The organism is Bradyrhizobium arachidis, assembly GCF_015291705.1.
In the GTDB taxonomy this organism is placed as follows: Bacteria; Pseudomonadota; Alphaproteobacteria; order Rhizobiales; family Xanthobacteraceae; genus Bradyrhizobium; species Bradyrhizobium arachidis.
Genome location: NZ_CP030050.1, coordinates 3,264,339 through 3,288,468 on the forward strand (window position 1 = coordinate 3,264,339; position 24,130 = coordinate 3,288,468).

Annotated in this window: 20 protein-coding genes; 13 read left to right on the top strand and 7 right to left on the bottom strand. The window is 63.5% G+C overall.

The genetic code is table 11. The features are described from left to right. Positions 1-148: 148 nt before the first annotated feature. The 7 genes from WN72_RS15115 to WN72_RS15145 all read left to right on the top strand — a co-directional run bounded on the left by WN72_RS15115 (position 149) and on the right by WN72_RS15145 (position 7,548). The gene (locus WN72_RS15115; protein ID WP_027558532.1) at positions 149-958 is read left to right on the top strand and encodes an ABC transporter permease; all 810 of its coding nucleotides are present in this window, start codon (positions 149-151) and stop codon (positions 956-958) included. A 54-nt stretch (positions 959-1,012) separates the two neighbouring features. Next, the gene (locus tag WN72_RS15120) at positions 1,013-2,005 is read left to right on the top strand and encodes an ABC transporter substrate-binding protein (RefSeq protein WP_027558533.1); all 993 of its coding nucleotides are present in this window, start codon (positions 1,013-1,015) and stop codon (positions 2,003-2,005) included. Between the two features lie 86 nt (positions 2,006-2,091). After that, a complete protein-coding gene (locus WN72_RS15125; protein WP_092214887.1) occupies positions 2,092-2,934 on the top strand; it encodes an ABC transporter ATP-binding protein in 843 nt (280 codons plus the stop codon). A 4-nt stretch (positions 2,935-2,938) separates the two neighbouring features. Next, a complete protein-coding gene (locus WN72_RS15130; RefSeq protein WP_092214889.1) occupies positions 2,939-4,336 on the top strand; it encodes an enolase-like domain-containing protein in 1,398 nt (465 codons plus the stop codon). After that, complete coding sequence (locus WN72_RS15135) at positions 4,333-5,484, top strand: Gfo/Idh/MocA family protein (protein ID WP_092214892.1); 1,152 nt, start codon at positions 4,333-4,335, stop codon at positions 5,482-5,484. Before WN72_RS15130 ends, WN72_RS15135 begins: the two co-directional genes overlap by 4 nt. A 10-nt stretch (positions 5,485-5,494) precedes the next feature. Continuing rightward, on the top strand, positions 5,495-6,685 hold the full coding sequence (locus tag WN72_RS15140) for a dihydrodipicolinate synthase family protein (protein WP_027558537.1): 1,191 nt from the start codon (positions 5,495-5,497) through the stop codon (positions 6,683-6,685). Continuing rightward, a complete protein-coding gene (locus WN72_RS15145) occupies positions 6,685-7,548 on the top strand; it encodes a sugar phosphate isomerase/epimerase family protein (protein WP_092214895.1) in 864 nt (287 codons plus the stop codon). The genes WN72_RS15140 and WN72_RS15145 overlap by 1 nt, the downstream gene beginning before the upstream one ends. Before the next feature lie 275 nt (positions 7,549-7,823). Here the strand turns inward: WN72_RS15145 and WN72_RS15150 are convergent, their stop codons facing one another. Then, positions 7,824-9,299, bottom strand: coding sequence for a sulfatase family protein (locus WN72_RS15150; RefSeq protein ID WP_208617488.1), 1,476 nt, complete (start codon positions 9,297-9,299; stop codon positions 7,824-7,826). A gap of 821 nt (positions 9,300-10,120) precedes the next feature. Next, positions 10,121-11,185, bottom strand: coding sequence for an IS110 family RNA-guided transposase (locus WN72_RS15155; RefSeq protein ID WP_194482925.1), 1,065 nt, complete (start codon positions 11,183-11,185; stop codon positions 10,121-10,123). A 142-nt stretch (positions 11,186-11,327) separates the two neighbouring features. On the opposite strand from WN72_RS15155, the gene WN72_RS15160 reads away from it, so the two are divergent. After that, positions 11,328-12,275 (top strand): ABC transporter substrate-binding protein, encoded by a 948-nt coding sequence (locus WN72_RS15160; protein WP_092216881.1) that lies wholly within the window; start codon positions 11,328-11,330, stop codon positions 12,273-12,275. 1,193 nt (positions 12,276-13,468) lie between these two features. Here the strand turns inward: WN72_RS15160 and WN72_RS46935 are convergent. After that, a complete protein-coding gene (locus WN72_RS46935) occupies positions 13,469-14,368 on the bottom strand; it encodes a Spy/CpxP family protein refolding chaperone (protein WP_231164306.1) in 900 nt (299 codons plus the stop codon). 96 nt (positions 14,369-14,464) lie between these two features. Here WN72_RS46935 and WN72_RS46940 point away from each other — a divergent pair, with 96 nt between their 5' ends. Beyond that, positions 14,465-14,893, top strand: a complete 429-nt coding sequence (locus tag WN72_RS46940) for a hypothetical protein (RefSeq protein ID WP_244553786.1) — start codon at positions 14,465-14,467, stop codon at positions 14,891-14,893. Positions 14,894-15,485: 592 nt separating this feature from the next. Here the strand turns inward: WN72_RS46940 and WN72_RS15170 are convergent. The 4 genes from WN72_RS15170 to WN72_RS15185 all read right to left on the bottom strand — a co-directional run bounded on the left by WN72_RS15170 (position 15,486) and on the right by WN72_RS15185 (position 20,837). Beyond that, on the bottom strand, positions 15,486-16,673 hold the full coding sequence (locus WN72_RS15170; protein ID WP_167380889.1) for a 6-phosphofructokinase: 1,188 nt from the start codon (positions 16,671-16,673) through the stop codon (positions 15,486-15,488). Between the two features lie 90 nt (positions 16,674-16,763). Beyond that, on the bottom strand, positions 16,764-17,915 hold the full coding sequence (locus WN72_RS15175) for a fructose-1,6-bisphosphatase (RefSeq protein WP_322596903.1): 1,152 nt from the start codon (positions 17,913-17,915) through the stop codon (positions 16,764-16,766). A 259-nt stretch (positions 17,916-18,174) separates the two neighbouring features. Further along, on the bottom strand, positions 18,175-19,389 hold the full coding sequence (gene rocD, locus WN72_RS15180; protein WP_027558545.1) for an ornithine--oxo-acid transaminase: 1,215 nt from the start codon (positions 19,387-19,389) through the stop codon (positions 18,175-18,177). Between the two features lie 227 nt (positions 19,390-19,616). Then, positions 19,617-20,837: a cytochrome P450 gene (locus tag WN72_RS15185; RefSeq protein WP_027558546.1), complete on the bottom strand. Its 1,221-nt coding sequence runs from the start codon at positions 20,835-20,837 to the stop codon at positions 19,617-19,619. A gap of 106 nt (positions 20,838-20,943) precedes the next feature. Here WN72_RS15185 and WN72_RS15190 point away from each other — a divergent pair, with 106 nt between their 5' ends. The 4 genes from WN72_RS15190 to WN72_RS15205 all read left to right on the top strand — a co-directional run bounded on the left by WN72_RS15190 (position 20,944) and on the right by WN72_RS15205 (position 24,111). Continuing rightward, a complete protein-coding gene (locus WN72_RS15190; protein ID WP_027558547.1) occupies positions 20,944-21,486 on the top strand; it encodes a phosphonopyruvate decarboxylase in 543 nt (180 codons plus the stop codon). Next, positions 21,483-22,073, top strand: a complete 591-nt coding sequence (locus tag WN72_RS15195) for a thiamine pyrophosphate-dependent enzyme (protein ID WP_027558548.1) — start codon at positions 21,483-21,485, stop codon at positions 22,071-22,073. The genes WN72_RS15190 and WN72_RS15195 overlap by 4 nt, the downstream gene beginning before the upstream one ends. A 159-nt stretch (positions 22,074-22,232) precedes the next feature. After that, positions 22,233-22,919, top strand: coding sequence for a TetR/AcrR family transcriptional regulator (locus WN72_RS15200; protein ID WP_027558549.1), 687 nt, complete (start codon positions 22,233-22,235; stop codon positions 22,917-22,919). Position 22,920: 1 nt separating this feature from the next. Further along, on the top strand, positions 22,921-24,111 hold the full coding sequence (locus tag WN72_RS15205; RefSeq protein ID WP_092216883.1) for an efflux RND transporter periplasmic adaptor subunit: 1,191 nt from the start codon (positions 22,921-22,923) through the stop codon (positions 24,109-24,111). Positions 24,112-24,130 lie beyond the last annotated feature (19 nt).

Sequence of the window (24,130 nt, forward strand, 5' to 3'; positions counted from 1 at the left end):
GCCCCGGAATGACACCGAGGATTTAGCGCCGTCTTCGCCCCCAATTTCTCGGAACCCCTGCACAAAACGTCACAGGGAAAGCTCTGGACAGTATTTATCCAACGGGTTAATTTCTCGCCCGAACGAAGAAGAATGCCGGGAGTGAGACGTGGCTGAAGTGAAGCCGCAAAACGCGGTGTCCAAGATGCTGAATGCGGCCTGGGTGCGGCCGCTGCTGTTCCTGGTGTTCATCGTCGTGGCCTGGGATCTTTCGATCCGGCTGTTCAAGATCCCCGCCTATCAGATCCCGTCGCCGGGTGATGTGCTTGCCGTGCTCCGCACCGACTGGCCGGAACTGCTGCGCCAATCCTGGCCCACCACTTACGCGACCATCTGGGGCTTCGTGCTCTCCGCGCTGTTCGGCATCCCCGTGGCGATGCTGATCGCGGGATCGAAGACGGTGGAGAGCTACGTCTACCCGCTGCTGGTGTTCTCCCAGTCCGTGCCGAAGATCGCGATCGCGCCGCTGTTCGTGGTCTGGTTCGGCTTCGGCATCCTGCCGAAGGTGATCTCGGCCTTCCTGCTCGGCTTCTTCCCGGTGGTGGTCTCCGCCGTGCAGGGCTTCAAGTCGGTCGACCCTGACATGGTCGATCTCGCCCGCGCCATGCAGGGCAGCCGCTTCCAGGTGTTCCGCGCGGTGAACCTGCCGCATGCGCTGCCGGCGATCTTCTCCGGCCTGAAAGTCTCGGTGACGCTCGCCGTGGTCGGCGCCGTCGTCGGCGAGTTCGTCGGCTCCAATTCCGGCATCGGCTACGTCATGCAGCGCTCGATCGGCACCTTCGACCTGCCGACGATGTTCGCGGCTCTCGTGATCCTGGCGCTGCTCGGCGTCATCCTGTTCTGGATCGTGGACCGCATCGAGAAGCTGGTCATTCCCTGGCATGTCAGCCAGCGTGAGGACGTGATTTTCGCATCTTAAACTTAAGCAACGGCTCAGCAACGGCCGAAACATAACGACAAAGGGAGAGTGACGATGAAGCGGTGGATTGGGGCTGCATCAGTGGCGCTAATGATGTTTGCGGCCATGCCGGCACAGGCGGCCGACAAGGTCGTGCTGATGCTGAACTGGTACGTCTATGGCGAGCACGCGCCGTTCTATTACGGCAAGGCCAAGGGCATCTATGCCGCCGAGGGCATCGACCTCGAGATCCAGGAAGGCCGCGGCTCGGCTGCGACCACGCAGGCCGTCGCCGCCAAGACCGCCGATTTCGGCTATGTCGACGTGCCCACCATGATGCGCGCCGCGATCAAGGGGGCACCCGTGGTCGCGACCGGCGTCTTGCTCCAGACCTCACCGATGTCCGCCATGGGTTTTGCCGACAAGAACATCAAAAAGCCTGAGGACATCAAGGGCAAGACGGTGGCGATCACGCCGGCGGACTCCATGACCCAGATCTGGCCGCTGTTCCTGAAGAAGACCGGCCTCAAGGAAAGCGATTTCAAGACCGTTGCCGGCGACGGCCAGACCAAGCTCAACGCCGTCATCAACGGCCAGGCTGATCTCTTGCTCGGCTACGTCATGGACCAGTCGATGAAGATCAAGGACGCCACGGGTAAGGACGTGTACCCGATCAAGTTCGCCGACTACGGCATCAACATGGTTTCCTCCGGCATCATCGCCAACTCCGACTACGTGAAGGCCAATGCCGATCTCGTCCGCCGCTTCATGTCGGCGACGACCAAGGCGGTCGAAGCTGCCGAGAAGGAGCCGAAGGCGGCCGCGCAGTCGATCCTCGATGCCAACCCCAAGGGCGGCAAGATCGACACGCTGACGCAGGGCTTTGAGCTGACCATTCCGCTTTACCGGACCGCGGAAACCAAGAGCAAGCGGCCGTTCCAGGTCACCGACCAGAACATGACCGACTCGGTCAACCTGATGGTCGAATATGGCGGCCTCGACGCCAAGGCCAAGGAGAACCCGAAGGCCTTCTACACCAACGACTATCTGCCGAAGAGTGGCTCGTGAAAGCAGTAATCGTCGCCCGTCATTCCGGGTTCGATGCTTCGCATCGCCCCGGAATGACGGGCATATCGTTGAGTGGACCCGTTTGAATGAACCCAGCAACAAAGACAGCTGACGTGCAGCCGGCCGCGCATCTGAGACTGGTGAGCGACCGGGCCGGCGATGCGTCGGGCATCAAGCTATCAGGCGTGTCGAAGACCTACCGGACGCGCGACGGCGACGTGCCGTCGCTGCGGCCGCTCGATTTCCACATCAATGACGGCGAGTTCTTCGTCGTGGTCGGCCCCTCCGGCTGCGGCAAGTCCACGCTGCTCAAGCTGATCTCCGGCCTGCTGCCGCCGACCACGGGCGAGGTGCTGGTCGAAGGCGAGAAGGTCACGAAGCCGCACGGCAATGTCGGCATCGTGTTCCAGAACGCGCTGCTGCTGCCCTGGCGCAACATCCTCAACAACGTGATGCTGCCGATCGACATGAAGCGGCTGCCGCGGCAGGAATATCTCGACCGCGCCAGGTCGCTGCTCAAGCTGGTCGGGCTCGAAGGGTTCGAGAAGAAGCTGCCGTGGCAGCTCTCCGGCGGCATGCAGCAGCGCGCCTCGATCTGCCGCGCGCTGGTGCACGACCCCAGGATCATGCTGATGGACGAGCCGTTCGGCGCGCTCGACGCGCTGACGCGCGAGCGCATGAATGTCGAATTGATGCGGATCCAGCGCGAGACCAAGAAGACGGTGCTGCTGATCACGCATTCGATTCCGGAAGCCGTGTTCCTCGCCGATCGCGTGCTGGTCATGACCGAGCGGCCCGGCGCGGTCGCCGCGGTCTACGACGTCCCGCTGCCGCGCCCTCGCTCGCTCGACGTGATGGCTGATCCGGTGTTTACGGAGCTCGTGCAGCGCATCCGCAAGCATTTCTTCTCGCAAGGTTCGCTGGACTGAAACCATGGCGCCGCGCCTGAAGCTGCGAGACATCGCCTTCTTCGAACGACCCGTGCAATTCGCGCGGCCGTTCCGCTTTGGCGCAGTTACCATCAACGCGACGCCGCAGCTGTTCGTGCGGGCCGAGATCGAGGTCGAGGGGAAGGGCATTGCGGTCGGCGCCAGCGCCGAGCTGCTGGTGCCAAAATGGTTCGACAAGCGGCCGGAGCTGTCGCCGGCGCAGACGGTCGAAGGCTTGCGCAGATCGCTCCAGATCGCGCGCGATCTCTATCGGGCGCAAACCGAGTTCCAGACGGCGTTCGGTCTGCACGCCTCGTGCATCGGTGCCCAGATCGCGGCTTGCGCGAAAGAGAACATTCCGCCGCTTGCCGCCGCTTATGGTCCGGCGGAAATCGACAAGGCGATCCTCGATGCGCTGCTGCGCGCCACCGAGACCAGCTTCTTCGACGGCATGGCCGGCAACGTCGCCGGCATCGATGCGCGGCTTTCGCCTGATCTGAAGGACGCTGATCTCACGGCTTTCCTCGCCGGCCGAAGGCCGCTGCCGCGCGTTGCCATCCGGCATACCGTCGGCCTTGACGACACCGTCGAAGGCGAGGGCGGTGTCGCCGATGCGCACGAGAACGCTGGTGCGAATTACTTCAAGCTGAAGCTGTCAGGCGATCCCGCGGCCGATGCGGCGCGTCTGGCACGGATCGGCAAGGAACTCGATACGCCCGGACGCGACTACAAGGTGACGCTCGACGCCAACGAGCAGTACGCTGACCTGGCTGCGCTGCAGGCGCTGATGGACCGGCTCGATCGTGATTCCGCCTTGCGGCCGATCGCCTCGCGCCTGCTCTATGTCGAGCAGCCGATGCCGCGCGACGTTACGCGGCAATCACCGCTCGGTTCGCTCGCCGCATACGGCTTCATCATCGACGAGGCCGATGACTCCTACGATGCCTTCCCGACGGCGCGGGCGCTGGGCTATTGCGGCATCTCTTCCAAATCCTGCAAGGGGCTCTACAAGTCCATCGTCAATGCGACGCGCGCGGCGAAATGGAGTGTAGGCGGGGCGCGGTTCTTGGTGACCGGCGAGGACCTCACCTGCCAGGCGGGCCTTGCCGTGCAGCAGGATCTCGCGCTCGGTGCCTTCATCGGCGTCACCCATGCCGAGCGCAACGGCCATCACTATGTCGACGGTTTTGGCGACACGCCCGCCGCGGAAGCTGCGGCCTTCGCTGCCGCGCATCCCGATCTCTATGCCGATGCCGGGCAGGGCATCCGGCTCTCCATTCACGATGGCGATCTCCTGACGGGATCGCTCAATACAGTGGGCTTTGCGACGTCGGTCCATCCGGACTGGTCGGCGCTCCGCCCGCTCGAACAGCCAAAATCACTTCAGGAGCAAACGGCATGACCACCCAACGCCTCGGCCTCATCATGAACGGCGTCACCGGCCGCATGGGGCTCAACCAGCATCTGATCCGCTCGATCGTCGCGATCCGCGACCAGGGCGGCGTCCGCCTGAAGAACGGCGACCGCGTCATGCCCGATCCGATCCTGGTCGGCCGCAGCGCCGACAAGGTCGAGGCGCTTGCCAAGCGCTACAACATCACGCGCTGGACCACCGATCTCGATGCCGCGCTCGCCGACACGAACGACACCATGTTCTTCGACGCTGCGACCACGCAGGCGCGCCCCGGCCTGCTGACCCAGGCGATCAATGCCGGCAAGCACGTCTATTGCGAGAAGCCGATCGCGACGAATTTCGAGGAAGCGGTCGAGGTGGTGAAGCTCGCCAATGCCAAGGGCGTCAAGCACGGCACGGTTCAGGACAAGCTGTTCCTGCCGGGGTTGAAGAAGATCGCCTTCCTGCGCGACTCCGGCTTCTTCGGCCGCATCCTCTCGGTGCGCGGCGAGTTCGGCTATTGGGTGTTCGAAGGCGGCTGGCAGGAAGCGCAGCGGCCGTCCTGGAACTACCGCAGCGAGGACGGCGGCGGCATCATCCTCGACATGGTCTGCCACTGGCGCTACGTGCTCGACAATCTCTTCGGCGAGGTCGAGAGCGTGATGTGCATCGGCAATACCGACATTCCCGAGCGCTACGACGAGCAGGGCAACAAGTACAAGGCGACCGCGGATGATTCCGCCTACGCGACGTTCCAGCTCAAGGGCGGCGTCATCGCCCACATCAACATGTCCTGGGTGACGCGCGTCTATCGCGACGACCTCGTGACCTTCCAGGTCGACGGCACGCTCGGCTCGGCAGTCGCGGGCCTCACCGACTGCATGATCCAGGCGCGGCAGGCTACCCCGCGGCCGGTGTGGAATCCCGACGAGAAGCGGTTGCACGATTTCTACGGCGACTGGCAGAAGATGCCCGACAACGTCAGCTACGACAACGGCTTCAAGGAGCAGTGGGAGATGTTCATCCGTCACGTCTACGAGGATGCTCCCTACAAGTTCACGCTGCTCGAAGGCGCCAAGGGCGTTCAGCTCGCCGAATGCGCGCTGAAGAGCTGGAAGGAGCGGCGCTGGATCGACGTCGCCCCGATCAAGGCCTGAGGAGGGAGACATGAACAAGCCCGTCCAACCGATGTCATCCCTATCGCTCAAGCTGCCGAAGGCCGATCGCTCGATCGAGACCTACCGGCTCGCGGCCTCGCGCACGTTCCCGGAGAAGCTCGAGGGGCCGCTGAATCGCATCGCCTTCTCGGCCGTGCACACGGTCGCCGATCCGTTCGCGGACAACGATCCCTGGCTTTCCGTTGCCGTCGACTGGGACAAGACCATCGCCTTTCGCGAGCACGTCTGGGACCTCGGCCTCGGCGTCGCCGAAGCCATGGACACCGCGCAGCGCGGCATGGGGCTGGACTGGCCGACCTCGCTGGAGCTGATCACGCGTTCGGTGTCGGCGGCAAAGCGCCGCAACGCGCTGGTGTTCTCCGGCGCCGGCACTGACCATCTCGCGGTCGAGGACGCCAAGAGCCTCGACGACGTGATCCGGGCCTATGAGGAGCAGCTCTCGGCGGTCGAGAAGGTCGGCGGCCGCATCATCCTGATGGCCTCGCGCGCGCTGGCAAAACTCGGCCGCAGCGCCGACGACTACGCCAAGGTCTACAACCGTGTGCTGTCGCAGGTCCGTGAACCCGTGATCATCCACTGGCTCGGCGACATGTTCGATCCGGCCCTGACCGGATATTGGGGCACCAAGGACCTCGACAAGGCGATGGACATTGCGGTCGCCATCATCAACAACAACGCCGCCAAGGTCGACGGCGTCAAGGTCTCGCTGCTGGACAAGCAGCGCGAGATCGACATGCGCCGGCGCCTCGACAAGCGCATCAAGATGTACACCGGCGACGACTTCAACTACGCGGAGCTGATCGCCGGCGATAGCCAAGGCTTTTCGCACGCGCTGCTCGGCATCTTCGATGCCATTGCACCCGCGGCGTCCTACGCGCTGTCGCGGCTCGCGGCGGGCGACGAAGCGGGCTTCCACGACGTGCTCGGGCCGACGGTGCCGTTATCGCGTCACATCTTCAAGGCGCCGACGCGCTTCTACAAGACCGGCGTCGTCTTCATGGCGTATCTCAATGGCCACCAGGATCATTTCACCATGGTCGGGGGACAGGAGAGCACGCGCTCAACGTTGCATCTGGCCGAGCTGTTCCGTCTCGCTGACAAGGCCGGCCTGCTCGCCAATCCCGAACTCGCGACGCAGCGGATGAAGACCGTGCTCGCCACCCACGGTATCGAATCCTGATGCGTGATTTTTCGTCTGACCACCGCTGGCTGTCGCTGAACACGGCGACCGTTCGCAAGCAGGGTGACCTCGTCGAGATCATCGACTCCTGCGCGCGTCACGGCATCCGCGCCATCGATCCCTGGCGCGACCAGGTCGCCGCCGTCGGTCTTGACCGCGCGGCGCGTGCGGTGCGCGATGCCGGCCTCGATCTCTCAGGCTATTGCCGCGGCGGCATGTTCACCTCGGACGCCGCGCGCCGGGGCGAGGTGCGCGACGACAACCGCCGCTGCGTCGATGAAGCCAAGGCGCTCGGCGCGCCCTGCATCGTCCTCGTCGTCGGCGGACTGCCGCAATATTCGCGGCCGGGCAGCGAGACCTCGAAGGACATCGTGGCTGCGCGCGGGCAGGTCGAGGAAGCTCTTGCCGACATGCTCGATTACGCGAGGCAGGCCAAGCTGCCGCTGGCCATCGAGCCCTTGCACCCGGCCTACGCGGCCGACCGCGCCTGCGTGAACACGACAAAGCAGGCGCTCGACATCTGCGACCGGCTCGACCCCGGCCGCAGTGGCATGCTCGGCGTCGCGCTCGACGTCTATCACATCTGGTGGGATCCGGAGCTGATGGGCCAGATCGCGCGTGCCGGCAAGGATCGCCTGCTCGCCTTCCATGTCTGCGACTGGCTGGTGCCGACCAAGGACATCCTCAACGACCGCGGCATGATGGGCGACGGCGTCATCGACATCAAATCGGCCCGCGCCGCAGTCGAAGCGCAGGGCTTTGCCGGCTATTCCGAGATCGAGATCTTCTCGAATGACTGGTGGGGCAAGCCGATGGACGAGGTGCTGCGCACCTGCATCGCGCGACACAAGACGGTGGTCTAGAGCATGATCCGGAAAAGTGCGTAGCGGTTTTCCGAAAAGATCTTGCTCAAACAGTAACCTAAAGTGCGATGGTGATTCATCTTCATGCCATCGCGCTTTTGCGTGTACTCATTAAGGCAACGTCAGCAGCTGATGGCCAAGCGGAAAGCATCTGCTCGGGTTGAGCGTTACCGCTTTTGACCCATCTCGGACATCAATTCGCCAGGCCGAGACTAACCGGAGGCCGGTTGCCTCGACGACGGCGGCCCGCGCACTCAGGCCTTCCAAATCAATGATTACTTCGTTGGGGAAACGGTCGGCGAGGCCGCCGGGTTAACGACGCCATAGTGGTCAGCCAGGAAATTGCTCGAGTTGGCATAATTCGCCGGCCGAGACCGTTCCGGTAGCATCGTGGCGTTCCACGCCTCCCAGTCGCTTTTCAGCCGCTCGAATACGTCTTTCTCCCGGTCCTTGAGGTTGGCCCGCTCACGCGGGTCGCTCTCGAGATCGAAGAGGAATTCGTTCCCGGCGATCCGCAAATATTTCCGATCGCCGTCGCGGATAGCACGCTGCGATCCCGCCTTGTAGCGCCAGCACAACTTCCGTGGATGTGGCCCTGCGCTCCCACTCAAAACTTGTCCGAGGTCCTCACCATCGGATGGATACGCCGCGTCCGGCGACGTGCCGGCGACAGCCAGCAAGGTCGGCATCCAGTCCATCGTGATCATGACTTGCTTGGACACCGCCCCAGGCGCGATGCGTCCGGGCCAGCGCACAATCGCGGGAATGCGAATGCCACCTTCGAGCAGCTCATGCTTCATGCCGGTAAACGGCCACACGTTAGAGAATCGTTCACCGCCATTGTCGCTGGTGAGAACGACAATGGTGTTGCCAGCGAGACCGCCGGCATCGAGCGCTTGCAGCACGCGACCGATATTGGCGTCCAGGCTTTGCACCATCGCCGCGTAAGTTTTCTGCGAGCCGCCATCGCGGTCAAAAATGTTTCTGATCCGCTTCGACTCTGCCTCATCATCTGGCCCTTCCCATGGCCAATGCGGCGCGGTGAAATGCAGGCTCAGCAGAAACGGCTCCTTTGACTTGGCGTAGCCTTCGATGGTTTGCACGGCTCGATCGCCGAGTAAGTTTGTCATGTAACCGTGACGCTCGACCGGTACCTCCTGCTCGTAAAGTTGATGAGCAAGTCCGGGAAACGGTAACACGTACGTCCGGGAAGCCTCCGCGCCATGATTGAAATAGTCTGCGCAACAGCCGAGTATGCCGAAAAACTGGTCATAGCCGCTCTTCAAGGGACTGAAATCCGGCAGATCACCAAGATGCCACTTTCCGACCAGCGTCGTGCCATACCCAACATTCTTCAGCAGCGACGGCAAAGTGGGGTGACTTGGCGCCAGGCCGGTCCCTTTGGGGCTCAAAGAAATAAGCGGCTCTTCGAGCCCAACCGGCAACCGAGTGTGATAGCGCCCCGTGATCAACGCCGTGCGCGTCGCAGAGCAGTCAGGCGAACTCGAGTACGCCTGGGTGAATCGCAATCCCTCGGCCGCCAGCCGGTCTATGTTCGGTGTCGTATAGTCCCGCTGGCCGTAGCAGCCCACATCGGCATAGCCGAGATCATCCGCCAGGATGAAGACGATGTTCGGCTTTGTCGATTGAGCCTGAGCCGGGCGACGATGACCCATACCCGCGAGTGCCAATGAACTCGCTGCAGTCGTTTGAACAAATCGACGACGAGAAATTGTGCTCTGCTGAACCATGAGCGCCATCCCTCTTAAGTTGATATATGATTTAGATCAAACCATAACATGCTGATCGCATTCGGGCCAGTTCACAGGTTGCCCGCGAGAGCTGACCCGAAAGCACCGCAGCACCAGAAAGGCAGCATCATTGTCCTTGAATGCACAGATGGGGATGCCGCCTTGAAAGTGGCCCGCAATTGACTGAACAGGCCTGACGCTGCGTCATGGTTCGGCGTGGGGATATGTGTGGGTTCAGTTTATACCGGCGGTTCTCCACTCGCTGAAGTCACACATGTCGTATCTGGCCGAGCAGCGAAGTGCCGACACCGCTCTCGCGGTGGCCGGCCTAGCGGATGCAGCGGACGAGATTGGCGCGCTGAGTCTCTTTGCGTTTTGACCCCGTATGTATGGTCCGGCCGTGGGGTGCAAGAAGATTTCGACGATCCGGTAGATGCGGTCTTGCATCAATGTATCCGGCCTCTGTTTGGAGCGCAGTGCTCCGGGCCATCATGGATATCAGCGCGCATGTGATCTGGTTAGCGGACAGGCCTCGACCGGGCCATTTGGGTCACCAGGGTTCACATGTGCCGGGAAGACCGATTCTCCATCGTCGTCTCATCCTCTCGCAGACCTCGGCGGGTAAGGGTTGTTACGTCATCGATAGCTCCTCACTTCGCGCTGTTCCTTCGTTCGTGCCTGGCGGCCGTTCCTTCGTCCCGGCCTGCGCGCGCAGACGCGCCGCGCGCAAGGGGCCGTCAAAGCCGGCCGTCGTGCTGTCCTGACGTCTTGCTCTCCTGCTGCCAGGCTGCGCCTTGACGGCCCCGCGCACGGCGCGAGGATCAAGCAGGTCGGGACACCGTCTCCTCCATCTTGACGCACGCGAAGGCGCGTCCCTTGTTGAGGACCGCCCAGGCGATCCGGGCGAGCTTGTTGGCGAGCGCAATCGCCAGCACGTTGTGGTGCAATCGCTTCTTGGCGGCTTCGATCCAAGAGTTGAGGCCATAGCGCTCCCAGCACTTGACCTTTACCAGAACAACCCACGCGGCTTGCACGAACAGCGCGCGCAGGTAGCGATTACCGCGCCTTGATATACTGCCGAGGATCGTGCGGTCGCCGGTCGATATCTGCTTCGGAACAAGTCCAAGCCAGGCGCCGAAGTCGCGGCCTTTCGAGAACACGTCTCCGGTGCCGATCGCAGCCACCATTGCGCTCGAGATGATTGGGCCAATGCCAGGCACCGTCATCAGTCGCTGGCAGGCCCTATCTTGACGGGCTAGTGTTTCGATCTCGCCAGATAGACCCTCGATACGCTCATCCAGCCGGCGCCAGTCTTCCGCCAGACCCTCGATGATGGGCAACATGCGAGGCGAGAGCACATCAGTGCGTGTTGCCAAGATACCTGGCAACTCGAACCGCAGGGAATGCGGGCCTTGCCGCACGGCGATGCCCCGTTCCAGCAGGAACGCACGGATCTGATTGATCGCGCCGGTACGCTGACCGACCAATCGATCGCGGACGCGGTGCAGTGCCTGAAGGTCGAGCTGATCGGCGGTCTTGGTCGCGACGAACTTCATGGTCGGGCGTTGGACAGCCTCGGCGATGGCTTCCGCATCTCGGAAGTCATTCTTCTGTCCCTTCGAATACGGGCGCACGTATTTCGCTGGCATCAGGCGGGCGTCGTGGCCAAGTACTTGGAGTTTGCGGCTGAGATGATGGGCGCCTACGCAGGCCTCCATACCGATCAAGCACGGCGGCAGGTTGGCGAGCCGCGTTTCCACCTGGCCGCGCGACCACTTCTGCCGCAGCACGATGGCACCGCGGTGATCCTGACCCACGATGTGGAACGAGTTTTTGCCGATGTCGATGCCGATCACGGCGATCGCCGCGTTGAGTTTCTGAGACATGGCGTGCTCCTTGTCTTGAGCGCCCCTTGCCAGCTTCTCGTGCTGGCAGGGCCGGAGCACGGCCGGACCATCCCATTAGCGGACACCAGCCCTCGCTTCCAATGTGCTAGACTGAGCCCGGTCAGATGCTTCCGGGGCCTCCATGAAGCGGCGCGAGTTTATCACGCTGATTGCTGGCGCTGCGGCATTGCCGCTCGAAGCCCGAGCACAGCGGGCTGGTCGGCGGTACCGCGTCGCGGCATTGGGACCAGTCCCGCCCAGCTTCTTCGATGAGCTGGGCAGAGCCGGCTTTATCAGAGGCAGCAACCTTGAGATCGACAGCCGTGGCGAAAGCGTGACTGCCGTTTCCTATGCCAGTGCGGCCGTTCAACTGACCGAGGCGAGTCCAAATGTGCTGATAGCGGTCGGGGCCGAAGCAGGGCGTGCAGCACAGAAAGCGACGCAGCGTATTCCAATCGTGGTCATCGCGGACGACTTGCTTGGCAGCAAGCTTGTCGCTTCGATGCCGCGTCCCGAAGGTAACACCACTGGTGTCGCGATCTTTGCATTCCAGCTCGACGCCAAGCGGTTGGAGTTGCTGCATGAAGCACTGCCGGGTACCCGGCGAATAGCTGCTCTCGCCGACCGCCTTCCGATACCAAACACGGATGCTCTTAAAAGCGCGGCCAAGAGGCTCGGCGTCGAGATCGTTCCGTTTGCCGCGCGATCCGAGGAAGATCTCATCCGTGTGATTGACACCATGAAGGTCGAGGAAGTCGAGGCCGTCAACGTGCTGGCGTCGCCGATCTTGGCATCGAAATTCCAGTACCTGATCCGCGATCGGTTGGCGCTCCGTCGTCTGCCCGCCATTCTGCAGTGGCCCGAGCAGGCGGAAGAAGGCGGACTGATGGGATACGGTCCTCGGCTCAGCGCGGTCTTCGACCAATGCGCGCACCAGGTCGCAAGACTATTGCGCGGCGCAAAGGTGGCCGACGTACCTGTTGAGCAGCCGATAAAGTTCGAACTGGTCATCAATCTGAAGACAGCTAAAATGTTAAGTGTCGAAATTCCGCCGATGCTACTCTCCCGTGCCGACAAGACGATCGAGTGAGTTGTCGATTTCTGCTTCTGGCCCCAAGCGGCGGTTGGGGGATGTCGGCTATTCCGCCGCTGTCGGGCGTAGAGCAGACATCGACGCGCTGATCCGCGGCAGCGTTCGTGAGTTCACGCCCTGGTTACCACAAGTGCGCCCCCGCGGGCTTGCGACCTGTTGCAGCGCGCTTTCGACCGGCTTGGCCGCCGGCGGCATGGCCCCTCTAGCTGGCGAAGCAGCGAGCCGGTGGGAGTACCACCAATGGTGAGGTGGACTGCCGTCAGCTTCCAGGCAGAATATCATCATGTCGATGCCGCAGCCTCGTCTTAGTCTGCGCCAGATTGGATGCGGTGATCAGTGGCATCAACGATCAGCAGACGCGGCGGATGTACCCTTGCCTGTTGACCTTGAGTGGCCCCGACGAGCAATCGTCGGGGCCATTGTCGTGATCGGTGCGACAGGGCGGGGGACCTCGGCCGAAGGCTCCGGATGCTTTGTTGCGCCGAAAAGACCGAAGGACGATTCTGGAATTCAATGTGTCGGGCCCAAATCGTTTCGAGACCGGGCGCGACTTAAAAAGTCAGACGATTGCGCTATCATAGTCACCGTCAAACACCGGACTATGACTCGTCAATTCGATCTGCGAAGCTGTCACAACACAAATGCGCTTGCAGACAAGCAGGAGCGAGGGGAGGTCCGCAGTGGAGAAAGTGCGACGCTTGCGTGCGATGAGCTCACTGTGCCGCCAACAGGCCGCATACAACAGCATGAACAAATGGAAGCTGCTCGCAGAGGCAGAATACTGGGATCATCTGGCCGATCTCGAGTTGTCGTCTCACTTCCAGCAGTGCAACTCACTTCCAACGACGCAACCTCAGTGGCTCGAATGAGATAGAGCATGATCCGGACCCGGAGGGCCGCGTTAGCGCAAAATGCGCTGCGGTTTTCCGAAGGATCATGCTCAAACAATAACCTAAAGCGCGATGACGATTCATCCTGATCTCATCGGTCTTTAGGGCAGCCTCAAGCGATCGCAAACACCGTCGGGCGGAAGACGATTTCCGCGTGAGGTCAGAACGAGGCTGCCGATTGCCTCCCACGGAGGGCCGCGGCGGGGACATATCTGGTCTCGTCGAGCTTTGAAGCAGAACGATTACGTCACCCAGCGTCGTTCGGGCGCTGCGCAAATTGCAGCGAGTGAACGCGTCCCCTCATTGACCCGCGACCTGTTGCAGCGTGTTGAAGCGCGCCTTCTGCTCGCTGCTCAGCGTGGCATAGAACTCGTCCAGGGCAGGCTCGACCAGCTTGGCGGCCGTCAGCATGGCCTCGAGCCGGTGCTGCATTGCCTCCAGCCGTCCGACCGGCGTCAGCGGGACATCGTTCGGACAGGCCGCCTGCAGGCCTTCAACGCCCTTGGCTGTCGCGTCACTGAGGCGGTCGAGCGCCTCCTTCTGCTTGCCGGCCGGGTGGAGCACAGCCTCGATCCTTTGGATCGGCAACTGGGTCAGGCCGGATTTCGGATCGCCGCAGCCCTCGGCGTTGGCTTGCTGCTGCGGCGCGCGCTCGCCGACATTGGGACCGAGCGCGTTGAAGCCGGCCTGCTGCTCGTCACTGAGCGAGTTGTAGAAATTCTCCAGTGCCGGCCGCACGATCTTGACGGCTTCCAGCGTCGCGTTGATGCGGTTCATCATCGCGCGCAAACGGCCAGGCGGAGTCAGTGCATAGGTCTCCGCGCAGGAGTCCTTGAACACTCCGGCAGCGTTGGCCGCCGCGGTCTTCAGCTCGTCGAGCAGTGCGCGTTGCTCCGGTGTCGGCCGCACGGCCCGTGCGATGTCGGCAAGCGGCCAGGCGGTCACGCCCTTGTCCGGTGTGCCGCATAATTGCTGTAGCGTTTGCGGACTCACGCTGGCGCGCTGGCGAACGCGGCCGCCGCCGCCGGCTTGCGGGTAGTCCTGCGGGTTGATGCTGGCATAGGCGGAATAGGGGTCGTCACCACCCCAGAACACGGTGTCGACGAAATCGTCATACGCATACGCCCAATAACCGGGCTCGTAGGCATAGGACCAGAAAGTGTAATTGAAAATGTCGGAATAGGCATAAGGCCAGAACACGGGCCCAAGCCAAGCGACGAACACCGCGGGGTGGCGATGTCGCCAGGCCTGCCGGGGAGCCCAGCCGCTCTGGCGGCTGGTGAGCGCCGCCTGGGCTTGCGCAGGAGCCTGCTCGCGGAAGCGCTCGGCAAACCGCCCGCGCTGGGCAGCCTGCGCAGCGGCTGCAATCGCCGGCGTCCGTCCGGTCGGGGCTTGCAGTCCAAGTCGCTGTTGGCGTGCCAGATCGCTTTGCTGAGCGCGCTGCTCACGGCCCAGCAAGCGGTTCTGCGCCTGGAGCGTCCGTTGCTGTTCGCGCAACGCCCGCGCGCCTTCCGGTTTCTGCGACTGGAGCTGCTGCACGCGCTGCTGCAGACGATCGATGCGAGTCTGGCGTTCCGTCGTCTGGCGCGACAGGATCTCGCGCTGCCGCTGCTGCACCATCTGCTGGCGCTGCTGGATCTGCTGCTGATGCTGTTGCGCGCGCTGTTCGATTTGGTCCCGTCGCGACAGCCGCTCGCCCGCGGCTGCCGGTGCGTTGGGACGTGAAGGGGCGGCGATATGCGGCGTCGGCCGCGGTGCCATGGCCGGACGTTGCGGCGCTGCCGGCGCCCGATGAAATTCAGGCCGCGGCGCTGCTATGTGCGGGGCCGCCCGCGGCGGCGGTGCTGCGAAATGTGGGGTCGGGCGCGGTGGCGGCGAGGCGATATGCGGCGCGGGATGTGGCGCCATCGCCGGTCGCTGCGGCATGGCCGGGGGATGGAATGCCGGCGCGGCGGGACGTGCCATCGGCGGTGGGGCTGCAGGACGGGCCATGGCCGGTGGTGCTGCTGGCCGTGCTGCCGGCGCTGCGGCTGGGCCGCCCCTTCCATGTCCCTGGCCGGGTCCTTGAGCAAACGCGCCGACGCCCGTCGCCAGCATCGAGACACCAACCAAGACAGCCGTCAGGCCAACGCCACGCGGAAGCATGATCGTCGCTCCCAGCTCGTAATCGCCCACGACTTTCAACGCACTGGCGGCGGAATGGTTCGTTGTCGGCCGCCGCCAGCATGCGATCTTCCGACGCAGGCAGTCTCAAGAGAAATCCTGCGTCAGGGCGGCGGCGAGCCGCTCCAGCAGCTGGCTCGCTCGGTCCGGCACGCTAAGACGCGCGGTTGAGAAAGATCGGCAGCCCCTGCTTGTTGGCGTAGATGGGGCGGTAGCGCTCCGTGTTGTAGCTGCTCGCAACGTCCAATTTGCGCGGACCGAGATTGGCCTCAGGGATGGGCACGAGGTCGTAGCGGCCCTCGACCAGCGCCGACATGAGGCCGGTCTTGCTTTCCAGCATGGCATCGTAGGCCATGTTACCGAAAGTCAGGGCCACAAGCTTGTCGATGAAGTCCGGATCGCCCGATCGCAAATCGTAGGTGAGATCGGAGGTGATCGTCTCTTCGCCGGTGCGCTGCTTGATCTCGTCGGCAAGCGATTCCGCCACGTTGGCCTTCTTGCGGTGGCCGTAGGCGTCAGGCTCGCCGTATTCCCGCAGCTTGTAGCCTTCCCACTGGGCTCCCTCGCTGAGCACGATCAGCGCGTAGTTGCTTGGGTTGGCGCGCTTGTCCTCGATGAGCAACTGGATCAGCTTGTCGAGGTCGACCTTATACTCCGGTATGACGCATCGTATCGAGGTCGCATACGCGGTGTAGAGTGCCGTAAATCCGGCATCGCGGCCAAAGACGCGGAAAATGCCAATTCGCTCATGCGAGCCGACGGTGGTGCGCTGCCGCTGGATGGCGTCGCTGGCGCGGGTGATCGCGGTCGAGAAGCCGATGCAGTACTCGGTGTTGCGGACGTCGTTATCCATCGTCTTCGGGATGGCGATGATCTTGACGCCGAGTTCGTTGAGCTTGGCCGCATAACTGAGCGTGTCGTCGCCGCCGATGGCGATCAGGTGTTCGATGCCAAGTCCCGAAAGGTTAGCGAGCACCCGGCTGGTCAGGTCCCACGTCTTTGTCGCGATGCCGCCGTTGGTGCTCAGCGAGACCGGAACTTCATTGCCGACGAGATGATCGGGCAGCTTTTTTATTTTGGAGGGATTGACGCGGCTCGTGTGCAGCACGGTGCCGCCGCGCCGGTCGATGGTTCGAGTGTTTTCACGGTTCAGCGGGATGACGTAGTGGGACCTGCTGTTTGGGTCGTCGAGGTTCAGGTGCGTGAGGGCCTCCCAACCACGGCGCAGGCCGACAACCTCGATGTCGTCCTCACTGCCGCGATAAGTCACGCTCTTGATGACTGCATTGAGGCCGGCGACGTCGCCGCCGCCCGTGAGAATGCCGATGCGTTTTTTGGCCATATCCACCTCCCGGATCGGCATGTCGTCATAGCGCCTGCATCTGTCGATTGAACGGTGAACATCGCTCCGGCTTCTGATTGGAGGCGGTCGCTACTCGGCCGCTTCCGGCTTGCGCTCGTCGCGCAGGCGAAAACGCTTCAGCAGTCCGGACACGGTGTCGCGGAAGCCGCCATATTCCAGTTCGGAATAGGGTAGCATGGCGGCGCCAGACCAGCCCTGGCTGCGCATCTCGATGGCCTTGCGCTGGGCGCGCCGGCGGACCTCATCCCATGCCGGGTTGTCGAAGAAATCGGTGTAGGACTCGGCAAAGCGGCCTTCCTTGTCGATCGAAAAGCCGACGCAAGAAACGATCGGCAGGCAGTACATGCCGGTAACGGACGTGTTGAGTGGCACCGGCATGAGCGGCATCACATGCGAGCCGCGTGCATCGCCGCCCACGAAGTGTGCTTTGGCGAACGGCGAGATTATTTCCTCCGGAGCTGGGAAGATCCCCTGGTTCCTGACGATCGCGACTGGATCATCCTTGCCGGTGTACTTGCCTGCGATCGCGTGGAGGCGCTGTGCCGAAACGGCCACGACGGCCTCGCCATGGGTTCGAGAAATGATGCGATCGATGCCGAAGCGCTCATTGTCGCGAAGCAGGGCGGCAATGTGGTAGCTGTCGGCGGGTGCGTCGAGCTCGAGTAGGCTGTCACCGGCGGTGTTGTCCATGTCGATGACATGGAAACGGAATCCCTTGATCATCGGAGGCAGCATCAGCCCAGCGCAGTACATGGGGTCGGCAAAGGCGAGATAGAGCGGCAGATTATAGGCGCCGGGGCCGCATTTGTCGGCCGCGAACACCATGAAGGACTCCGCGGGCCGCGCGCCGGAGAGGCTGTGGTCGAAGCTGAGCTCGGCGACGCCTGGGCCGGCGCCGCGAATGTTCCCGGAAGGCGCGTCGGCGAGAAGATCCTGGCCAGCGCCATAGAGCCCGGAGGTTTTCGCGACCGAGGTGGCCGCGAGGAACGCCTTCCAGGCGAGTTGATGGACCTCGGAGCTGCCTTCGCCCCGTGTGTGCGTCATGATGATCGCAATGTCGTCGCCGGTGTGGCAGATGAAACCGTCGATCAGCAGACCATTGCAGATCGCCTTGGCAACCTCGCCCTCGACAGCCGCGATCATGCGTGTAGACGGTTTCGTATGGCCGCCAACGGAGCCAACGTCAGCTTTGATGACTGAAAGAGTGAGTCTCATGAGCATGTCTCCGATCCGCGCAGCTCAGCGCCTCCAGCCTCGGCGCTTGCTGCGCCGGGCACGGCGCTGCTCATTTCGGGGACAAAAACGTCCGTCGCTCCGATAGGTTCCACGCACCCCGTTCATCCGGTTGCTGGGATCATGCAGAGTTTTGCCTTAGGACCATGCGTCACTATTTGGTGCGCTGCACGGGCCCGGTTCTGGCCGGGCCGCCAACTCGTCGTTGGCCGGAGCCGGCAATGCGATCTTCCGACGCAAGGCAGCTTCAGGAGAAATCCTGCGTCAGGGTCGTGGCGAGCCGCTCCAGCGCCCAGTCGACCTGATCGCTGGTGATCACCAGCGGCGGAGCGATGCGGATCGTTTGCTCATGGGTATCCTTGGCGAGGATGCCTTTGCCCTGGAGCGCCTCGCAGTAGCGGCGAGCGCGGCCGGCCTCGGGATGCAGCTCCACCGCCAGCATCAGGCCGCGTCCGCGCACCTCGCGGATCGTGTTGGCACGAATGTCTTTCAAGCCTTCCAGAAAGCGCGCGCCCTGCCTCGCCGCGTTCTCGATCATGCCTTCCTCGACCAGCACGCGCATCGCTGCGCGCGCCACCGCGCAGGCAAGCGGGTTGCCGCCGAAGGTCGAACCGTGCTGTCCGGGTCTCAAGGTCCCGAGCACGTCGTTGTTCGAGAGCACGGCCGACACGGGATAGAAGCCGCCGGACAGGGCCTTGCCGAGCAGCGTCACGTCCGCCTCGATGCCCTCGTGCTGTTCGGCGAGCAGCTTGCCGGTGCGGCCGAGCCCGGTCTGGATCTCGTCGAGCACCAGCATCACATTGCGCGCGGTGCAGAGCTCTCGCACCTTCGTGAAATAGCCGGCTGGAGGAATGACGACACCGGCTTCGCCCTGGATCGGCTCGACCAGAAAGGCGACCGTGTTTGGAGTGATTGCCTCCTCCAGCGCCGCGGCGTCGCCGAACGGGATGATCTTGAAGCCCGGCGCGAACGGCCCGAAGTGTCCGTGTGTCTCGGGGTCGGTCGAAAAGCCGACGATGCCCAGCGTGCGTCCGTGGAAATTGTTGGCGCAGACGATGATCTCGGCCTGGCCGTCCGGCACGCCCTTCACCTCATAGCCCCATTTGCGCACCGACTTGATCGCGCTTTCGACCGCCTCCGCGCCGCTGTTCATCGGCAGCACCTTGTGGGAGCCGGTGAGCGCCGCGATCTCCTCGTAGAACAAGGCGAGCTGGTCGTTGTGGAAGGCGCGCGAGGTGAGCGTCAATCTGTGCGCCTGCTCGACCATCGCCGCCAGGATCTTGGGGTGGCAGTGCCCCTGGCTGACCGCCGAATAGGCCGAGAGGCAATCGAGATAACGGTTGCCTTCGGTATCCCAGACCCAGACGCCTTCGCCGCGCGACAGGACGACCCCGATCGGTTCGTAATTGCGGGCCCCAAAGCGCGCTTCCGTTGCGATGAAATCAATGACCGAGGAGCTCATCTGCCGTCACTCCATTGCTGGGCGCCGGCGTCAACTGACGACACCGGCTGCGCTCAAACTGATGTGGGGAGCAGCCTCCGCACTCGGAAGCCTTGATGCGCCCGGTGGCGTGGCGCGGCCTGATTTGCCCGAAATGTCAGATGGTTCTGCGCGATCACAGGATATCGCTCGCCGGTCCGGCCCTCTACTGTGCATGGGGTTGTTTTCGACTCTTTTGTCTTGAGCCCTCAGCCGATCGCGCAGGGCACACTCAAAAACCCGCGGAACCGCACCCGTCCGCCGCGCACCGGCTGGCCGCTGACGGCATAATTCGGGAAGCGCGCCAGGAAGCGCGAGATCGCAATCGCCCCCTCCAGCCGCGCCAGCGCCATGCCGGCGCATTGATGTGCGCCGGTGGCGAAGGCGAGGTGCCGGTTCGGCGTGCGGGCAACGTCGAAGCGCTCGGGGTCGGCAAACTGCGCGGGGTCGCGGTTGGCTGCGCCAATGCACAGCGTCACCGACGTGCCGGCCTCGAGCATGACGCCGCCGAGCTCGACCCGTTCGGTGGTCATGCGGTTGCCGAGCTGGTTCGAGCTCTCGTAGCGCAGCATCTCCTCGACCGCGGTCTTGATCATGTCGGGGTTGTCAATCAGCCGCTGCTTCTGGTCCGGGTTCCGGTGCAGCGCGACGAGACCGTTGCCGATCAGGTTGGTCGTGGTCTCGTGGCCGGCATTGAGCAGGAAGATGCAATTGTGCAGCAGCTCCTTCTCGGTCAGCCGCTCGCCGTTCTCCTCACCCTGGATCAGGCGCGTCAGCACGTCGCGCTCGGGATTGCCGGGCTTCGCGCGCCGGCGCGCCACCAGTGTTTCCAGATAGGCGAGGAAGTCCGTCACCGCCTTGTTGCCGCGCGCGCCGACTTCCGGTGACACCACGGGTTCGAGCGCGCCAAGGATCGCCAGCGACCAGTCGCGCAGCGGCCCGCGTTCCTCGTGGGGAACGTCGAGCAGATTGCCGATCACCTCGATGGGGATTGAGGCCGCGAAGTCGTCGATGATCTCGCAAGAGCCCTTGGCGGCGATGGCGTCGAGCAGGCCGTCGACCAGCTTGACGATGTCGCCCTCCATGCCCGCGATCGCGCGCGGCGACAGCGCGCCCATGATCAGGCGGCGCACGCGGGTATGGGCCGGCGGGTCGTTGAAGACGAGGCTGGTGGTGTGATGCTCGTAGAGCGGGGTGTCGCCGTATTTCGGTGCGAACTCGCGCTTCTTGTCCGAGCTGAAGGACTTCGTGTTCTTGTAGGTGGTAACGAGGTCGTCATAGCGGGTCAGGAACACGGTGCCGTTGCGCAGGCGCTTGACTGGCTCGTTCTCCCGCAGTGCACGATAGGTCGGATAGGGATCGTCGTAGAACTCCGCCGTCAGCTTCTCCAGATCGAAATGGGCCGCCAGTTCTTTCGCACTTGCGTTCATCCGCCATACTCGCCGGTTGAGACCGTTATGCTGTTTTCGCTCTTTCGAGCGGCTCGGCTCACCGTCTACAGTCGTGCCGTGATTTGCAAGCCGACCGGACAGGAAAATGCACGCCCGCGCTGACGCTGCCGACACGGCCCCGAATTGGCCCGACGATATTTTCGCAACCTTGCAACGCTTCGACGTCCGGCAGGTGCCCTACGTGCCTGATGCCGGCCATTCCAAGCTGGTCCAGCGCGTGCTGGGCTCAACCACGATGCGCGGCATTCCGCTGACGACGGAGGAGGAGGGCGTCGCCCTTCTCGCCGGCGCCTGGGCCGGCGGACAGCGCGGCGTTTTGCTGATGCAGTCGAGCGGCGTCGGCAATTGCATCAACATGCTGTCGCTGATCCCGATCCTGCGCTTTCCGTTCCTCACGCTCGTGACCATGCGCGGCGAGTGGGGCGAGTTCAATCCGTGGCAGGTGCCGATGGGATCGACCACGCAGCGCGTGGTCGAGCTCTCGGGCGTCCAGGTGCTGCGCGCCTCGAACGCCGCCGAGGTGCCGGCCGTGATGGAGGCGGCCGCAGCCCAAGCCTACAACGCGCTCACGCCCACCGCCGTCCTGCTGTCGCAGCGCCTGATCGGCGCCAAGGTCTTCACCAAATGAGCAAGGCCAATCTCCTCGACCGCCGCCAGGTCGTCGCCACGCTGCTGGCGAACCGCAAGGACGTCATCGCGATCGGCGGCCTAGGCGCCTCCACCAACGACATGTGTGCCGCCGGCGACCACGCGCGCAATTTCTATCTCTGGGGCGGCATGGGCGGCGCCGCGATGATCGGGCTGGGTCTGGCGCTGGCGCAGCCCAAATTGCCGGTGCTGGTCATCACCGGCGATGGCGAGATGCTGATGGGGATGGGTAGCCTCGCTACCATCGGGCTCCAGAAGCCGGCCAACCTCTCCATCGTCGTTCTCGACAACGAGGCCTATGGCGAGACCGGCGGCCAGACCAGCCACACCTCCGCGGCCGCCGACCTCGTCGGCGTCGCCAGGGCCTGCGGCATCAAGGACAGCCGGGCTGTCACGACCATGGCCGAGGTCGAGGCCTTCGCCAAAGCCGTCCACGACGTCTCCGCCGGGCCGCGCTTTGTCAATGTGAAGATCGACAACGCCAATCTCGAGCGGATCCTGCCCACCCGGGACGGGACCTACATCCTCAACCGGATCCGCGGCGACCTTGGCTTCCAGCCCATCTAGGCCGGACTTCTTCATTCCCGCGCCGTCGTCGGCCTGCACGCGCCCCGTGCAGGCCGGGTCGATTTCCACCGATTTTACAACGCATCTAGGTTGCGACGCAGCATTCTGCTTGACTTTTGCGTGGGTGAGTGGTTACTCACTAGTATGAGCTCATTGCGAATGACGAGCGACCTGAGGCGTCAATTGATCCTCGGTGCCGCAAAACGCTGCTTTGCACGACACGGGTATAACGGCACCACGACCAAGAGCGTGGCGGCCGCAGCTGCCATTTCCGAAGCGCTGCTGTTCAAGCATTTCCCGTCCAAGGCGGCGCTGTACGCGGAAATCCTCAGCGACGAATGCGAGGCGGATCCGGCGCTCACCGAGCTGCTCGAACGCGAGCCGTCGACGGCGACGCTGGTCGAGCTGATCCGCGGCATGGTCGAGCATTTCCTCGAGATCGCCGACGGGCCCGACCAGGAAGAGGCGCAGCGCCTGCGACTGATGGCCACGAGCCATCTGGATGACGGCGAATTCGCCCGTTTGCTATATGCCAAGATCGAGACGCTGATCGGGGCGGTGTTCGTCACCTCACTCGAGCGCGCGGTGGCCGCCGGGGACGCGCGGCCATTCAGCGGCGATCCGCTCAACCTGTTCTGGTTCGCACATCACACGGTGATGACGGCGGCGCTGACCAGGCTGCCAGCCACGCCTTGTCTCGCCTACGGTAAGGCTGGTGATCTCGAGCGCCAGCTCTGTGAGTTTCTCCTGAGGGGTATCGGACTTAACGACGCCGCAATTGCTTTGCATCTGGGCCGCGCTTTGGCGCCGGGTGCCGGCAAGGCGGCGATTGCAGAAAGCGCATGACATGAACATCGTAGCTGAACACAAGATATCGGGCGAACCGATCGACAAGGCGCCGAAGCGGCCCGTGAAGCCGGTCCGTTGGTTCATCATCGTTGGCCTGCTGCTGAGCCTGCTGGTCGGCGGTCTCGTCTGGTTCAACTATTTCCGCGGCCAGATGATCAAGCAGTTCTTTGCCAACAACAAGCCGCCGCCGGTCGCCGTCAGCGCCGCCGAGGCGAAGTCGGAGGTCGTGCCGAACCTGCTCACCGCGGTCGGCAGCCTCGTCGCCGTGCACCAGGTCGATGTCAGCGCCGACGTCAACGGCCGCGTCACCGAGATCAAGTTCGAGCCGGGTACGCGTGTCGAGGCCGGCACGCCGCTGGTGCAGCTGTTCGATGCGCCAGAGCAGGGTGATCTCGCCAATTACAAGGCGCAGTCCACCGTCGCTCAGCTGTCGCTCGACCGCGCCAAGCAGCTCGCCTCGCGCCAGTTCGGGCCGCAGGCGACCGTCGATACCGCGCAGGCCGCCTACGATCAGGCGCAGGCCGGCATCGCCAAGACCGAAGCGCTGATCTCGCAGAAGCTGGTGCGCGCGCCGTTCTCCGGCGATCTCGGCGTCCGCAAGGTCGAAGTTGGTCAATATCTGACGGCCGGCACGGCGATCGTGTCGCTGACCGATCTGTCGGAGCTGTGGGCCAACTTCACGGTGACCGAAAAGGATTCCGGCAGCCTCAAGGTCGGCCAGACTGTTCGGCTGAAGGTCGACGCCTATCCGGGCCGCACCTTCGAGGGCAAGATCACCACGATCGAGCCGCAGATCGCCACCGACACCCGCAACATCCGCGTGCAGGCGACGATCGCCAATCCCGAGAAGATCCTCAAGCCCGGCATGTTCGTGACCACCACGGTGGTGCTGCCCGACAAGCCGGCGGTGATCACGGTGCCGGAGACGGCGGTCGACTACACGCTGTACGGCGACTCGGTGTTCGTGATCGCCGAGAAGAAGGAAGAGGACGGCAAGACCAGCCTCTCCGCGGTGCGTACCTTCGTGCAGACCGGCAACCGGGTCGACGGTCGCGTCGAGATCATCAAGGGCGTGAAGCCCGGCGACAAGGTCGTCGCCGTCGGCCAGCTCAAGCTGCAATCGGGCGCGCCGGTGTCGATTTCGACCGACCCGGCTCCGGCGATCCCGGCGCAGCCGCCGCGCTACTGACAACATCCTCACGTGATCC

Excerpts from the sequence above, each read along its gene's own strand:
- WN72_RS15120 (WP_027558533.1), top strand. The coding sequence starts at position 1,013 with ATGAAGCGGTGGATTGGGGCTGCATCAGTGGCGCTAATGATGTTTGCG.
- WN72_RS15125 (WP_092214887.1), top strand. The coding sequence starts at position 2,092 with ATGAACCCAGCAACAAAGACAGCTGACGTGCAGCCGGCCGCGCATCTG.
- WN72_RS15130 (WP_092214889.1), top strand. The coding sequence starts at position 2,939 with ATGGCGCCGCGCCTGAAGCTGCGAGACATCGCCTTCTTCGAACGACCC.
- WN72_RS15135 (WP_092214892.1), top strand. The coding sequence starts at position 4,333 with ATGACCACCCAACGCCTCGGCCTCATCATGAACGGCGTCACCGGCCGC.
- WN72_RS15140 (WP_027558537.1), top strand. The coding sequence starts at position 5,495 with ATGAACAAGCCCGTCCAACCGATGTCATCCCTATCGCTCAAGCTGCCG.
- WN72_RS15145 (WP_092214895.1), top strand. The coding sequence starts at position 6,685 with ATGCGTGATTTTTCGTCTGACCACCGCTGGCTGTCGCTGAACACGGCG.
- WN72_RS15150 (WP_208617488.1), bottom strand. The coding sequence starts at position 9,299 with ATGGTTCAGCAGAGCACAATTTCTCGTCGTCGATTTGTTCAAACGACT.
- WN72_RS15155 (WP_194482925.1), bottom strand. The coding sequence starts at position 11,185 with ATGTCTCAGAAACTCAACGCGGCGATCGCCGTGATCGGCATCGACATC.
- WN72_RS15160 (WP_092216881.1), top strand. The coding sequence starts at position 11,328 with ATGAAGCGGCGCGAGTTTATCACGCTGATTGCTGGCGCTGCGGCATTG.
- WN72_RS15170 (WP_167380889.1), bottom strand. The coding sequence starts at position 16,673 with ATGGCCAAAAAACGCATCGGCATTCTCACGGGCGGCGGCGACGTCGCC.
- WN72_RS15175 (WP_322596903.1), bottom strand. The coding sequence starts at position 17,915 with ATGCTCATGAGACTCACTCTTTCAGTCATCAAAGCTGACGTTGGCTCC.
- rocD (WP_027558545.1), bottom strand. The coding sequence starts at position 19,389 with ATGAGCTCCTCGGTCATTGATTTCATCGCAACGGAAGCGCGCTTTGGG.
- WN72_RS15185 (WP_027558546.1), bottom strand. The coding sequence starts at position 20,837 with ATGAACGCAAGTGCGAAAGAACTGGCGGCCCATTTCGATCTGGAGAAG.
- WN72_RS15190 (WP_027558547.1), top strand. The coding sequence starts at position 20,944 with ATGCACGCCCGCGCTGACGCTGCCGACACGGCCCCGAATTGGCCCGAC.
- WN72_RS15195 (WP_027558548.1), top strand. The coding sequence starts at position 21,483 with ATGAGCAAGGCCAATCTCCTCGACCGCCGCCAGGTCGTCGCCACGCTG.
- WN72_RS15200 (WP_027558549.1), top strand. The coding sequence starts at position 22,233 with ATGACGAGCGACCTGAGGCGTCAATTGATCCTCGGTGCCGCAAAACGC.
- WN72_RS15205 (WP_092216883.1), top strand. The coding sequence starts at position 22,921 with ATGAACATCGTAGCTGAACACAAGATATCGGGCGAACCGATCGACAAG.